The sequence below is a fragment of the Microbacterium sp. 77mftsu3.1 genome (assembly GCF_900100525.1).
GTDB lineage: Bacteria > Actinomycetota > Actinomycetes > Actinomycetales > Microbacteriaceae > Microbacterium > Microbacterium aquilitoris.
On the sequence record NZ_FNCR01000001.1, the window covers coordinates 224,843 to 238,572 of the forward strand.

A 13,730-nucleotide genomic window follows, 5' to 3' on the forward strand; every position below is an offset into this window, starting at 1 on the left:
GCCGGGGCGGGCGGCCTCATCCCGCAACTCGGGAATGAGTCCGATTCTCAGCCTCAGCGGAAGAGCCCGCGCGGCGTCACAGTGCCGTCAGCAGGGGGCCGAGCGCGTCGAACGCCCGCGCTCGGTGTGACGACGCGTTCTTCTCCGCCGGCGTGAGCTCCGCCGCGGAACGGCCTGCGGCGTCGTCCGGCAGGAACACGGGGTCGTAGCCGAAGCCGTTTTCTCCCGTCGGTGCGGTCGCGAGACGACCGGGCCAGACTCCGGTCACGACGTGCTCCTCGCCACCGGGGACGACGAGCGCGATCGTCGAGACGAACTGCGCCGTCCGGTGCGGATCGGCGATGTCGGCGAGCTGATCGAGCAGGAGCTCGTAGTTCGCGACGCCGTCCTTCTTGTGCCCCGCCCAGTACGCGGAGAACACCCCGGGGGACCCGCCCAGCACATCGACGGCGATCCCGGAGTCGTCCGCCATCGCCGGGAGGCCGGTGTGGGCGGCCGCGGCGCGCGCCTTGATCAGAGCGTTCTGCGCGAACGTCACACCGTCCTCGACGGGCTCTGGGCCGTCGTATCCGACGACCTCGAGATCGGGACGGGTCGACGCGACGATCGCTCCGAACTCCTCGACCTTGTGCGCGTTGTGCGTGGCGAGGACGATGCGGCGCGTCGTCACGCGAGTTCCTGCGCCAGCGCGGCGAGCTGCGCCTCGCGGAGGTCGCCGCAGCCGTTCACGCCGAGCTCGAGGAGGGCGTCGAGCTCGCGCTTGTCGAAGGGCGCACCCTCGGCGGTGCCCTGGACCTCGACGAACAGCCCGCGACCGGTCACGACGACGTTCATGTCGGTCTCGGCGCGGACGTCCTCGACGTAGGCGAGGTCGAGCATCGGCTCGCCGTCGATGATGCCCACCGACACTGCTGCGACGGAGTCGTGGAGGGCCTTGGCGTTCTTGCCGACGAAGCCTTTCGCGCGACCCCACTCGATCGCGTCTGCCAGGGCCACATACGCGCCCGTGATCGCGGCGGTGCGGGTGCCGCCATCGGCCTGCAGGACGTCGCAGTCGATGACGATCGTGTTCTCGCCGAGGGCCTTCGTGTCGACGACCGCCCGGAGCGCACGGCCGATGAGGCGCGAGATCTCGTGGGTGCGACCGCCGACCTTGCCCTTGATCGACTCGCGGTCGTTGCGGGAGTTGGTCGCGCGCGGGAGCATCGCGTACTCGGCGGTGACCCACCCCTTGCCCTTGCCGGTCAGCCATCGCGGGACGCCGTTGGTGAAGGATGCCGTGCACAGCACCTTCGTGCCGCCGAAGGAGATCAGCGCAGACCCTTCGGCGTGCGCACTCCAGCCGCGCTCGATCGTGATGGGGCGGAGCTGGTCGACGGCACGGCCGTCGGCGCGGGTGGTCTCGGTCATGGGGTCCCCTTCGGTAGGTCGATGGCACCGGTCTGGACGAGACGCACGGCGCTGACGCCGCGTCCCATCAGCCGGTCGGCGAGTCGGAGGAAGTCGTCGGCGGAATCGCCGGTGGCCTCGTAGACGTGGGTCGCGGTCGCGTCGTGCCCGGCGAGCAGGTCGCGCGAGACGAGCTGGCGGTAGACGTCCTTGGCGGTCTCGGTGTCGCTCGAGACGAGCGACACATCGGGACCCATGACGTAACTGATCGCGCCCTCAAGGAACGGGTAGTGCGTGCATCCGAGCACGACGGTGTCGACGCCGGCATGGCGAAGGGGCGCGAGGTACTCCTCCGCGACCCGGAGGACATCCGGGGAGTCGGTCACCCCCGCCTCCACGAAGTCGACGAACCGCGGGCACGCCTGAGCGAACACGCTGAGGCGCTCGTTGACGCCGAGCATGTCCTGGTAGACGCCGGATCCGATCGTCCCCGCCGTCCCGATCACGCCGACGCGGCCGTTGCGGGTGGTGGAGATCGCGGTGCGGACAGCAGGACCGATGACCTCGACGACGGGCACGTCGTACCGTTCGCGGGCATCGCGCAGGAGCGCGGCGGATGCGGTGTTGCAGGCGATGACCAGCATCTTCACGCCCTGGTCGACGAGGGTGTCGAGCACCTCGAGACCGTACCGGCGGACGTCCGCGATGGGCTTCGGCCCGTAGGGCGAATGCGCCGTGTCGCCGATGTAGAGGATCGACTCCCGCGGCAGGAGCTGCGAGACGGCACGGGCGACCGTGAGCCCGCCCACTCCGGAGTCGAAGATCCCGATCGGTGCGTCCGTCACGATCGACCAGCCTAGTCTCGGTCAGGCCCTCGTCCGCGCCTGGATAGAGTGACCGCATGGGCATGTCCACAGCATTGCTGACCGACCGCTACGAGCTCACGATGCTGGATGCCGCCCTGCGCGACGGCACCGCGAGCAGGCGCTGCGTCTTCGAACTGTTCGGGAGACGCCTGCCCGGCGGCCGTCGTTTCGGCGTCGTCGCCGGCACGGGCCGGCTGCTGTCGGAGATCGCCGACTTCCGTTTCGACGATGCCGAGCTCGCCTACCTCCGCGACAACGACATCGTGAGCCCGGCCACGGTCCGCTACCTCGAGGGGTACCGGTTCGGCGGAACCATCAGCGGCTATCGCGAAGGTGAGCTGTACTTCCCCGGCTCCCCCATCCTCACGGTCGAGGGCACGTTCGCCGAAGCCGTGATCCTCGAGACCCTGGCCCTCAGCATCCTCAACCACGACTCGGCCGTCGCCACGGCCGCGGCCCGCATGAGCATCGCCGCCGGTGACCGCCCCCTCGCAGAGATGGGCTCGCGCCGCGCCGCCGAGCGCTCCGCCGTCGCGGCGGCCCGCGCCGCCTACATCGCGGGGTTCTCCGCCACGAGCAACCTCGAGGCCGGCCGCTCCTGGGGCATCCCGACCATGGGAACCGCCGCCCACGCGTGGACCCTGCTGCACGACAGCGAGGAGGACGCATTCCGCAGCCAGATCGACGCGCTCGGAACCGACACCACCCTGCTCGTGGACACGTACGACATCCGCCAGGGCGTAGAGACCGCGATCCGCGTCGCCGGCACCGGGCTCGGCGGCGTCCGACTGGACTCCGGCGACCTTCCTACCGTCGCCGCCTCCGTGCGCCGGCAGCTCGACGAACTCGGGGCGACCGAGACCAAGATCACCGTGACGAGCGATCTCGACGAGTTCGCGATCGCGGCACTGGCGGCATCCCCCGTCGACGCCTACGGCGTCGGTACCTCCGTCGTCACCGGGTCGGGTACGCCGACGGCCGGCATGGTCTACAAGTTGGTCGCCCGCCAGGGTGTCGACGGCGGCTGGGTCCCGGTCGCGAAGGCCTCCACGTCGAAGGCGTCCATCGGAGGCCGGAAGGCCGCGTTCCGGCGACGGGCGGACGGTGTGGCGACGGCGGAGGTCGTCGCCGTCGCCGATGGGTTCGACGAGGTGGACGCACCTTCCGCGCACCCCGACGCCCGGCCGCTGCAGACCGTGCTCGTCGATCACGGTGACGCGGATGCCGCCCACCTGGGTGCCGACGGTGTCGCCGCTGCTCGGGCCCACCACCTGCGCGTGCGGGAAGAACTCCCGGTCACGGCGCTGGCGCTCAGTCGCGCCGACCCCGCCCTGCCGACCGTTTACGAGGTCAGCGAGGCGTAGATCTCCTTGCACGTCGGGCAGACCGGGAACTTCTCCGGGTCGCGACCCGGCGTCCACTTCTTGCCGCAGAGTGCGCGCACGGGCTTGCCCGTGATGGCCGACTCGAGGATCTTGTCCTTCTTGACGTAGTGCGAGAACCGCTCATGGTCGCCCGGCTCGATCGCCTCCTCGCGGATGAGCTCCTCGAGCTCACGGTCGAGTGTGGCGAGGCCGCCCTGATCCGGGCTGTCGATCGGCGTGCTCATTCCCCCGAGTGTACTGCGACGCGGCGCCGCGTGGTCGGGTCAGAGCGTCTCGGCGAATTCCATGGTGCGGCTGGTGCGACGCTCGAAAAGGGCGCCTCCGACGCCCACGCCCACGACGAGGACCGTCGTCCCGACGCCGACACCGCTCCAGAAGGACGTCCACGCCTCATCCTCGTCGCCGGTGAGGGACAGCCACCCCCACCAGAGCGCCGGCGCGGAGAGCAGGATCGCACCGAGCAGGACGAGCGCCTGCGTCATCGAGCCGCCCGTGCGCTGAGGCTGCTCGAACGGTCCCTCCCCCGGTCGTGAGACCGCGTACGGGGCGGCCACCGATGAGATGGAGCTCAGACCCAAACCGGTGGCGAACAGGCTCACGCACACTCCGACGAGCGCCGGCAGCACGGCCCATCGCCCGTGGATCCAGATCGACGCGGTGATCGCCAGCGCCAGGAGCGGGACACCCACCAGGACGATGGGGACGAGGCGTCCGAGGCGATCGGCGACGCCGCGGACTCCGGCCGAGATGTGCAGCCAGACGCCCGTCGAGTCGTAGGCGAGGTCGTTGTGCACGAGCCAGCCCAGGAACAAGGCGAGGATCGGGGGTGGGATCAGCGCGACGGTCTGCAGAGGGACGCCCACTACCAGGAGGGGTGTCACGATGAGGACCGAGGCGACCGGGACGACGATGACATTCGCGAGGTAGCGAGGATCGGAGAACCAGTAGACGATGCTGCGGGCGGCGATGGCTCCGCCCGGCGTGCCGGGCATGACGGCGAACCAGCCGAGTCCGCGACGTTCCCCGACCGGCACGACGCGCTCGGTCGAGGTCATGAGAGTCCGGACGAGCACCTGCCACAGCGCCGCCAGGGCGAGGAGTGTGCCGACCGCGACGAGCATCGATGCGACGAGTTCGCCCCCGCTACGGACCGCGATGGCGGATGCCGCACCGAACGGGGTGACGGCGAGCACCTGCGCCGCCTCCGTCAGTTGGGACGGCAGTCCGCCGGACCACTCCAGTGAGAATGCGAAGGCGGCGACGGGGATCGCGACGACACCAGCCGCCGTCACCATCAGGCCGGTGAGCTGAGGCGACCGCCGGTCGCGAAGGGCCACGGCCGACACCGCCATCGCGCACCGGGCCGCGAGCACAGAGGTTCCGACGAGCAGGAGCGCTGCCAGAACGGCGAGACCGGCCGGAGAGCCGTGGCCGGTCCACGCCGCGATCATCGCCGCCGCGATCGCGACGACGACCAGACCCGGGATGCCGAGCGGCGATGCGAGCGCGACCGACCAGGCCACCCGTCCCGGCTCTTCACCCGTGACCACGAACCGACGCGGATCGAGCGGGTCCTCGACGCCGCTGAACAGCGGAATCAGGAAGAAGCCCGCGACCAGGAGGGAGCTTCCCACCACCGTGAGCGTCGCCGCCTCGCCGTCGGGAACACGGTCGAGTCGGATGAGGGCCACGCAGACGGCCGCCACCGCGAGGGCGAGGACGGCGAAGCCCGCGAGCCGTCGCAGCAGGACCAGAGGCCGCGCGTTGAGCGCGCCGACCAGCAGCGCGAGCCTCAGTCGGAGTACGTGTGCAACCACTCCAGCCCCTCCACGTCGCTGAGGCCGCCGGAGAGCTGCATGAAGCGCTCCGCGAGGGTGTGATCCCCGCGCACCTCGTCGACGGTGCCCTGCGCCAGCACCTGACCCGAGACGATGACCGCCACCCCGTCGCAGACGCGCTCGACGAGCTCCATGCCGTGACTCGAGAGGACGACCGTGCCGCCTCGGGCGACATAGGCGGAGAGGATGTCGAGGATGACCTCGCTCGAGACCGGATCGACCGCTTCGAAGGGCTCGTCGAGCACCAGCAGACGGGGGGCGTGGATCATCGCCCCCGCGAGCATGATCTTCTTCGTCATGCCGGCGGAGTAGTCGGAGACGGGACGGGCGAGGGCGGCCGTGAGGTCGAACGCCCGGCCGAGGTCTTCCGTGCGCTCGGCGACGACGGCTCCGCGAAGACCGCGGAGGACCCCGTAGTAGTGGAGGAGCTGTCGCCCCGTGAGCCGCTCGAAGGTGCGGAGTCGATCGGGCAGGACCCCCATGAGCGCCTTGGCGCCCCGGGGGTCGCGTCGCAGATCGATCCCGCCGACCTCGATGGTCCCCCCATCGGGACGCAGGAGGCCCGCGATCATCGAAAGGGTCGTCGTCTTACCCGCACCGTTGGGCCCCACGATCCCGTAGAAGCTCCCCGCGGGGATCTCGAGGTCCACCGCATCCACCGCGCGCGTGCGGCCGAACGACTTCGAGACATTCGTCATCCGCAGGGCGGGCGTCGGCCGCGTCGTCTCTTCGGAGGCCTCGGTCTCGACCTCCGCCTCCATCTGCGGCATAACGGCGGTCGCGGGCGCTTCCGGAGCGAGCTCCTCCGCCTCCTCGACCTCGAACGCGACGGTGGGAGCGTCCGCGTCCGTCGGGCCGGGACCTTCCTGGGGGTCGACCGTCACGTCCGACGGCTCTTCGACCTCTGCGGCATCCGCAGGCACGGAGACACCAGCGACATTCGAAACCTCGATGTCCTCGGTCTCCTGGGGGACCTCGATCACCTCCGGATGCGTATCCGCGGGCGACTCGGGCTCAGGCTCGATGACGGGCTCGGGCTCGCCCTCCGGCTCGGGTTCGGGCATCGGCTCGGGCTCGGCTTCCCTCACCGGCTCGGGCTCTGCCTCGGCGACCGACTCTGTCTCGGGGATCGGGTCCGAGTCGCCGTTAGCGACATCCGTTCCCTCATCGAGGTCCTGCGGCTCCTCGTCGGGGACGATCGGCTCTTCGAAGCGTGCCGCCGCAACGGATGCCGGGATCTCGGGCTTCGGCGGAACCCCGGGAGCGTCGGCATCCACAGGCGTCCCCGGCAGCTCGGCGGCGGCCACGGCGGCGGGAACCTCGGGCGGCGGCGGGACGGCGGTGCCGGCGCCGGACACGGGCGCCTTTTTGCGGGGCGGTCGTGTCTTGGGAGGCGTCACCGGATAAACCTATCAAGCCGACATGCGCCGCTCCTGAGGGAGTGTCACGCTGCGTGAGTTATCACGAATGCGCAACGTCGGACCTGGATACGGGCCCTTTTCAGGCACCCCGGATAGCATTGACCCGGCACGAAGATGTGTCTTTCCGATGAACGGACATTGACCACATCGTCAGGAGCACCACGTGACCAAGATCGTCATTCTCGCAGCCGGCATGGGCTCGCGGCTCGGCCGCAGCCTGCCCAAGCCGCTGACGACCCTGAACGACGGCCGCAGCATCATGGGGCAGCAGCACGACAACATCCACGCTGCATTCGGACCTGCCGCCCCCATCACGACGGTCGTCGGCTACCGCGCCGAGACCATCGTCGAGGCGTTCCCGGACGTCGACTACGTCTACAACGACCGGTACGACCAGACGAACACGTCGAAGAGCCTTCTTCGCGCACTCAAGGCCACCGGCAAGTCGGGCGTGCTGTGGATGAACGGCGACGTCGTTTTCGACCCCCGCGTACTCGGGCGCGCGCTCGCCCTGGTCGAGGCCGAGCAGTCCTTCGTGACCGTCAACACCTCGAAGGTGAGCGACGAAGAGGTCAAGTACACCGTCGACGCGGAAGGCAACATCGCCGAACTGTCGAAGACGGTCGTCGGCGGCCTCGGCGAAGCCGTCGGGATCAACTACATCTCCCGTGCCGACAAGCCTGCGCTCATCGCGCAGCTCGGCAACGTCGACAACCAGGACTACTTCGAGCGTGGACTCGAGCTCGCCGTGGCCGAGAACGGCCTGAAGCTGCGCCCTCTCGACATCTCCGACCTCTACGCCGTCGAGGTGGACTTCGCCGAAGACCTCGAGCGGGCCAACTTCTACGTCTGACGCGCCGCGCGAGCGGCCGAGGGCCGCGAGCACACACATGACCGACGTTCCCCGCATCCACTCGCTCCCCGAAGACGCCGCCTGGGTGGGGGGTCTCCCGCCGGTCGGCTCGCCGGAGCACCCCTGGCTCATCCGCGTCCTCGATCGGGTGCTCGCTGTCCAGCAACCGGCGGTCGGAGCGCACCTCCACGCGATCCGGTCACGTCATCCGGAGGCGACTCCCGCCGACGTCATCCGGATACTGGAACGGCGCTACCTGGCAGCCGTGACCACCGGTGGGGCCGCTGTCGGAGCGACTGCCGTCGTCCCCGGTATCGGCACGGCGGTCACCCTGGCGCTGAGCGGAGCCGAGACCGTCGGGTTCCTCGAGACGACCGCGCTGTTCGCACAGTCCCTGGCGGAGGTGCACGGCTTCCGCGTCACCGATCCCGACCGCGCCCGCGCTCTCGTGCTCACGCTGATGGCGGGCAAGGAGGGCGTCGATCTCGTCAGCCAGTTTGCCGGCCAGGTGCAGGGCGTCGGCCCAGGACGCGACGCCTACTGGGGCAAGCTGGTGACCACCTCGCTGCCGAAGGCCATGGTCGGCCCCCTCATCGATCGGCTCAAAGCCTCCTTCATCCGACGGTTCGCCGCGCAGGGCGGTGCGTCGCTCATCGGACGGGCGCTCCCGTTCGGCGTCGGGGCGGTCGTGGGGGGCAGCGGCAACCACATCCTCGGCCGCCGCGTCGTCGTGGGCGCCCGACGCGCCTTCGGCCCGCCGCCCCTCGCCTTCCCGAGCGAACTCGCCCCCCGTCCTCGCGACGCCGTGCGCCCGCCGTCGGTCCGACGCGGTCTCCGCGGCCGACGTCGGCGTGGAGACGGCGGCGCCGGGGCCCCGGACAACGAGTAGCGTGGCCGCGTGCTCCCCCTTCTCGTCACGTTGTTGATCCTGAACGCCGCCTTCAACGTGATCGTCTGGCCGACGTTCTACCGCCGTGTCTCCCGCGATCCGCGGGCACGTGACGCGAACGGCCGTCCCACGAGGTTCCTCACCGTCCATGCGATCCTCATCGGAGCGGCGCTGCTGCTCGCGGCGGCATCCCTCGTCGCCGCCATCGTCGCGGCGACCGGCACGGGGAACTGACGACGTCCGGTCCTGCACACGGCCCCGCCCCGGCGCAAGTGGTGTGGGGCTCTGTTCGACAGTGACTACCGTTGTCGAGTGGTCACGACTCCCCCGAAGCAGCCGACAGGCCGAATCCAGAGCCTCGACGGGCTGCGCGGGGTCGCCGCGCTGGTCGTCCTTCTGCACCACTGGCTGCTGATCGCGGAACCCCTCCTCGAGGGAACCGTCAGCTGGGCGGTCATCTCCGAGTCCCCGGTGAAGCTCCTCACCGCCGGCAATGAGGCGGTCCTCGTCTTCTTCGTGCTGTCGGGTCTCGTCGTCGTCCTCCCGGTGTTCCGAGAGAACTTCTCCTGGATGGGCTTCCTCTCGGCTCGCGTCGTCCGCCTCTACGGGCCGGTGATCGCCTCGCTGGCGCTGAGTGCCCTCCTCATCTTCCTCGTCCCCCGCGATCGCTCCGCGATGCCGGCCGGATCATGGATGGCCGAGACGCACGCCGAGTCGGTATCGGTCGGTTCCTTCCTCGCGCAGGCATCGCTCGTGCCGCGCCAGTACCCGCTCAACAATCCCCTGTGGTCGTTGCACTGGGAACTGCTGTACTCGATCGTCCTGCCCCTGGCGACGGCGCTCGCCCTCCTCGTGCGGCGTCACGCGCTCGCAGCGGTGATCGTCTGCTGCGGCCTGAGCGTCGCTGGTCGCATCTTCGAGCAGAGCGAGCTGCTCTACTTCCCGGTTTTCATCGTCGGCACGATCATGGCGGCGCGGATGCCGGATCTGCTGGCGTGGGTGGAGCGTCCGCGGCCCCGATGGTTCATGCCCCTGTTCACGCTGGTGAGCGTCGCGATGCTCATCGCGAGCTGGCTGGCCCGGCCGATCGTGCCCAGCGGGACAGACCTCAGCACCGTGCTTTGGGCCTTCGCGGCTCCGGGTGCCGCGGGCATCGTCCTGGTGGCGCTCGCCTGGGGCCCGGCCATCCGACTGTTCGAGACGCGACCCATCCAATGGCTCGGGAAGATCTCGTTCAGTCTCTACCTCGTGCACGTGCCGGTGCTCGCGACCCTCGCATTCGCCTTCGGTTCGGAGGCCTGGCTGCTCGTCGGAGTGCTCGGGATCCCGATCAGCCTCCTAGTCGCCTGGGGGTTCTACGAGGGAGTCGAAGCTAGAATGCATACGTTGGCGCGACGCGTCCACCGAGCTGTCGCGGCGCGAGCGCGTCGCCGGGCGGGTGAAGTCGCGCCCTGATCTGCCGTCGACGAGAGCACAGCACACCTACATGCGTTCGCCCCTTCCGCCTGCCGTCACCCGCGCCGTCCGCTGGGCCCTCACCCGCGCGAAGCGCATCCCGACGTCCGAGCAGATCGCGTGGGCTCGCTCGCTCCCGATCCGTCGCCGCACCGTCGTCTACGAGTCGTTCGCCGGCAACGGCGCCCTCTGCAACCCCGAGGCGATCTTCCGTGCGCTCCTGGCGGACCCGGAGTTCGCCGACCTGACGCACATCTGGGCGATCAGTGACACGGATGCTGCAGCCGCCGTGCGTGCCGAGTTCGCCGGTTCGTCGAACGTCGTGGTCGTCCGCCGCGGCAGCGGCGCCTATTGGCGGGCCCTCTCGACCGCGGGCTACCTCGTCAACAACGCCACGTTCCCGCCGGCGTTCAGCAAGCGCACGGGTCAGGTCTACCTGAACACCTGGCACGGCACACCGTTGAAGCTGATGGGGTTCGACATGCCCGGCGGCGCGCGCGAGTCGGCGAACACGCTTCGCAACCTGCTGAACGCCGACTACCTGCTCGCTGCCAACCCCTTCATGGCCGAGACCATGTACGAAGACGCCTACCAGCTGCGGAACGTCTATCGCGGATCGATCATCGAGGAGGGCTACCCGCGCATCGACCGGCAATGGATGTCGGACGTTGAACGCGCACAGCGAGTCGCCGAACTGGGCTCCGCGCTCGGGACGGACCTGACCGGGAAGCGGATCGTCCTGTTCGCGCCCACCTGGCGCGGATCGTCTTTCCAGGCGCCGGACGCCGACCTCGCGCACCTCGCCGAGCAGGTCGCCGGCATGCAGCGAGAGCTGGGCGACGACACGGCCGTCCTCCTCAAGACGCACCAGGTGGTGCACCGCGCGGCGACGCGGATCCCCGCTCTGAAGCGTCTCCTCGTCCCCAACACCACGGCGACGAATGTCCTGCTCGGACTCGCGGACGCCCTCGTCACGGACTATTCGTCGATCTTCTTCGACTACCTCGCCACGGGCCGTCCCGTGGGCTTCCTCGTCCCGGACGGCGACGACTACTCGGCTGTCCGCGGCACCTACATGCCGCTCGACGAGCTGCCAGGCCCCGTCCGCACCGACCCCGTCGAGCTCGGCCGCGACCTCGCCGGACTGATGGCGGACGACGCGACGCCGCACCCCCGCTACGCGGAGTGGGCCGAGCGCTTCGTCCCCTTCGACGACGGTCGGGCGACCTCACGGGTGATCGACATCGTCTTCCGCGGACTGACGGACGGTCGCCGCGTGCGGCCGGTCCGCCGCGACGACCGACCTCGGTTGCTGTTCTACCTCGGCGGGATGCGGCTGAACGGCATCACGACCGCCGCGGTCAACCTCCTCAACTCGCTCGACACCCAGCGGTACGACGTCACCGCTCTCATGGCCTACCCGCGCGGCGCGACGACGCAGCACAACCAGTCCCGGCTCGACTCCGGCATCCGACAGGTCTTCCGGGTCGGCGGCATGAACGGGCTCAAGGTGCGCCAGGTCCTGCGCCGCGTGGCGGACGTGAGCACCGATCCGCTCCGGGCGCACCGGCGACTCGGCCACAAGTCCCTGTGGCACGACGAGTGGACGAGGATCTTCGGGTCCGCGAAGTTCGACTGGGTCGCCGACTTCAGCGGCTACAGCCCGTTCTGGGCACACCTGCTGCTCCACTCGCCGCGGGCGACCCGTGCGATCTGGCTGCACAACGAGATGGCCGCCGACCGGGATCGGACGGTTCACGGCAAGCAGGCCTTCCGCCGCTCGCTCGGACGCGTCTTCGCGATGTACCGGGCCTACGACCAGCTCGTCTCGGTCTCCCCCGCCCTCACTGACCTCAACCGCGCCGAACTCGCGGAGTTCGCCTCCACCGACCGGTTCGTCACGCTCCGGAACCTGCCCGACGTGGTCTCGACGGCACCGACAGCGGACAGCGGCCCGGAGAGCGAGGATGCCGGACTGGGCGAGGCCGTCGACACCGCGCTCGCCGTGCCCGGCATCCGCCGATTCGTCACCGTCGGACGCCTCTCAACGGAGAAGAACCACGCGCGGTTGATCCGGGCGTTCGCGCGCCTGGCGGACACAGCCCCCGACACGCAACTGTTCATCGTGGGCGGCGGGCCGCTCCGGAACACCCTGGAGCAGCAGGTGCGCGACGCCGACCTCACCGGACGGGTGTTCCTGACCGGGCCGTTGCGCGACCCGGTCTCGGTCATGCAGCGCTGCGACTGCTTCGTCCTCTCGAGCGATTACGAGGGGCAGCCCATGGTGCTGATCGAGGCGGCTCAGCTGGCTCTGCCGATCGTGTCGACGGCCTTCGGCTCGGCCCGGGGCGCGCTCCCGGGCGACGACATGCACATCGTCGACCGAGACGATGACGCCCTCGCCGACGGGATGCGGGCGTTCCTCGAGGGCCGTGTGACCCCCGCATCCCTCGACGTCGACGCCTATACGGCGGAGGTCCTCGCCCAGTTCGACGCGCTCGTCCCGCGGACGGCGCCGGCCCAGCCTGCCCGACGATCGCCCGGAGCACGGTGACTCTCGACGCGCCGGTGCCCGCTCCCGGTGCGGGGGTCACGTTCGTGATGCCCGTGCTCAATGAACGGGACTACCTGGAGCGGGCCGTGGAGACGGTCCTCCAGCAGGACGTCGACGGCCCGGCCGAGCTCGTCCTCGCCCTCGGACCCTCCACCGACGGCACGACCGAGCTCGCCCATCGCCTGGCCGACGCCGACCCGCGGATCCGCCTGGTCGACAACCCCCGCGCCGATATCCCCGTGGCCTTGAACCTGGCGATCCGCAGCGCCCGGCATCCGACGATCGTCCGCGTCGATGCGCACTCCGAACTCGCGCCGGGATACACCCGCCAGGCTCTCGCGACCCTCGATCGGGTCCGCGCCGCCAACGTCGGAGGCGTCATGCGGGCGGACGGCCGGACGCCCTTCCAACGCGCCGTCGCCATCGCCTACAACTCCCCCATCGGGCTCGGCGGAGGGGCGTACCACGGCGGCGCGCCCGAAGGACCCGCAGAGTCGGCCTACCTCGGGGTGATGCGCCGCGCGGTCCTGGAGGAGGTCGGACTCTTTGACGAGACCATCCGACGCGGCGAGGACTGGGAGCTCAACCTCCGGATCCGCCACGCGGGATATCGCGTGTGGTTCGATCCGCGCCTGTCCGTCACGTACTGGCCGCGCGAGAGCTGGGCTCGCTTGGCGCGTCAGTTCGTCGCCACGGGGACGTGGCGCGGAGAGCTCGTCCGGCGCCTCGGACGGCAGAACTCGCTCCGCTTCTTCGCCCCGCCGGCTCTCGTCGTCGCCGTCGCCGCGAGCATCGTCCTCGGGATCCTGCAGGTGACGGGCCTCCTCACGGGCGTCGCGTCCGCGATCCTGTCCGTCGTCCACCTGCCACTGGCGCTCTACGTCCTCGGCATCCTCGGCTTCAGCGTGACGGCCGGCCGCAGCGTGCGGGAGCGCGCGTGGCTCGCCCTCGTGCTTCCGACGATGCACCTGTCCTGGGGCGGCGGGTTCCTCAGCGGCCTGCTCCGCGGGGCGAAGGACACCGTCGACACCTCCCGGTTGGACCGCAACACGCCGCTCCCGTGACGAGCGGATGCCGCGG

At 70.1% G+C, this 13,730-nt stretch carries 13 protein-coding genes; 7 read left to right on the forward strand and 6 right to left on the reverse strand.

What is annotated here, in order from left to right:
* Positions 1–76 precede the first annotated feature (76 nt).
* From rdgB to murI, 3 genes are read right to left on the reverse strand one after another with little or no spacing between them, the layout of a single operon-like run.
* The gene (gene rdgB, locus BLR68_RS01335) at positions 77–670 is read right to left on the reverse strand and encodes an RdgB/HAM1 family non-canonical purine NTP pyrophosphatase (protein WP_018188220.1); all 594 of its coding nucleotides are present in this window, start codon (positions 668–670) and stop codon (positions 77–79) included.
* On the reverse strand, positions 667–1,410 hold the full coding sequence (gene rph, locus BLR68_RS01340) for a ribonuclease PH (protein ID WP_018188221.1): 744 nt from the start codon (positions 1,408–1,410) through the stop codon (positions 667–669). The genes rdgB and rph overlap by 4 nt, the downstream gene beginning before the upstream one ends.
* Complete coding sequence (gene murI, locus BLR68_RS01345; RefSeq protein ID WP_018188222.1) at positions 1,407–2,234, reverse strand: glutamate racemase; 828 nt, start codon at positions 2,232–2,234, stop codon at positions 1,407–1,409. Before murI ends, rph begins: the two co-directional genes overlap by 4 nt.
* A 56-nt stretch (positions 2,235–2,290) precedes the next feature.
* Here murI and BLR68_RS01350 point away from each other — a divergent pair, with 56 nt between their 5' ends.
* Entirely contained in the window at positions 2,291–3,619 is a 1,329-nt protein-coding gene (locus BLR68_RS01350) for a nicotinate phosphoribosyltransferase (RefSeq protein WP_018188223.1), read from the forward strand.
* Here BLR68_RS01350 and BLR68_RS01355 read toward each other — a convergent pair.
* From BLR68_RS01355 to BLR68_RS01365, 3 genes are read right to left on the reverse strand one after another with little or no spacing between them, the layout of a single operon-like run.
* Positions 3,598–3,864 (reverse strand): DUF3039 domain-containing protein, encoded by a 267-nt coding sequence (locus BLR68_RS01355; RefSeq protein ID WP_018188224.1) that lies wholly within the window; start codon positions 3,862–3,864, stop codon positions 3,598–3,600. The genes BLR68_RS01350 and BLR68_RS01355 overlap by 22 nt on opposite strands.
* Positions 3,865–3,903: 39 nt before the next feature.
* On the reverse strand, positions 3,904–5,457 hold the full coding sequence (locus BLR68_RS01360; protein WP_018188225.1) for a hypothetical protein: 1,554 nt from the start codon (positions 5,455–5,457) through the stop codon (positions 3,904–3,906).
* Entirely contained in the window at positions 5,433–6,878 is a 1,446-nt protein-coding gene (locus BLR68_RS01365) for an ABC transporter ATP-binding protein (protein WP_256335289.1), read from the reverse strand. The genes BLR68_RS01360 and BLR68_RS01365 overlap by 25 nt, the downstream gene beginning before the upstream one ends.
* 184 nt (positions 6,879–7,062) lie before the next feature.
* On the opposite strand from BLR68_RS01365, the gene BLR68_RS01370 reads away from it, so the two are divergent.
* The 6 genes from BLR68_RS01370 (at position 7,063) to BLR68_RS01395 (ending at position 13,714) form a co-directional block, all read left to right on the forward strand.
* On the forward strand, positions 7,063–7,752 hold the full coding sequence (locus BLR68_RS01370) for a phosphocholine cytidylyltransferase family protein (protein ID WP_018188227.1): 690 nt from the start codon (positions 7,063–7,065) through the stop codon (positions 7,750–7,752).
* A 37-nt stretch (positions 7,753–7,789) separates the two neighbouring features.
* Positions 7,790–8,641: a hypothetical protein gene (locus tag BLR68_RS01375; protein WP_018188228.1), complete on the forward strand. Its 852-nt coding sequence runs from the start codon at positions 7,790–7,792 to the stop codon at positions 8,639–8,641.
* Positions 8,642–8,650: 9 nt separating this feature from the next.
* Positions 8,651–8,875 carry an SCO4848 family membrane protein gene (locus tag BLR68_RS01380; RefSeq protein ID WP_018188229.1) on the forward strand — a complete coding sequence of 75 codons (225 nt, stop codon included), beginning with the start codon at positions 8,651–8,653 and terminating at the stop codon, positions 8,873–8,875.
* A 78-nt stretch (positions 8,876–8,953) separates the two neighbouring features.
* The gene (locus BLR68_RS01385) at positions 8,954–10,096 is read left to right on the forward strand and encodes an acyltransferase family protein (protein WP_018188230.1); all 1,143 of its coding nucleotides are present in this window, start codon (positions 8,954–8,956) and stop codon (positions 10,094–10,096) included.
* 31 nt (positions 10,097–10,127) lie between these two features.
* Positions 10,128–12,650, forward strand: coding sequence for a glycosyltransferase (locus BLR68_RS01390; RefSeq protein WP_018188231.1), 2,523 nt, complete (start codon positions 10,128–10,130; stop codon positions 12,648–12,650).
* Positions 12,647–13,714 carry a glycosyltransferase family 2 protein gene (locus BLR68_RS01395; protein WP_018188232.1) on the forward strand — a complete coding sequence of 356 codons (1,068 nt, stop codon included), beginning with the start codon at positions 12,647–12,649 and terminating at the stop codon, positions 13,712–13,714. The genes BLR68_RS01390 and BLR68_RS01395 overlap by 4 nt, the downstream gene beginning before the upstream one ends.
* The last annotated feature ends 16 nt before the right edge of the window (positions 13,715–13,730 follow it).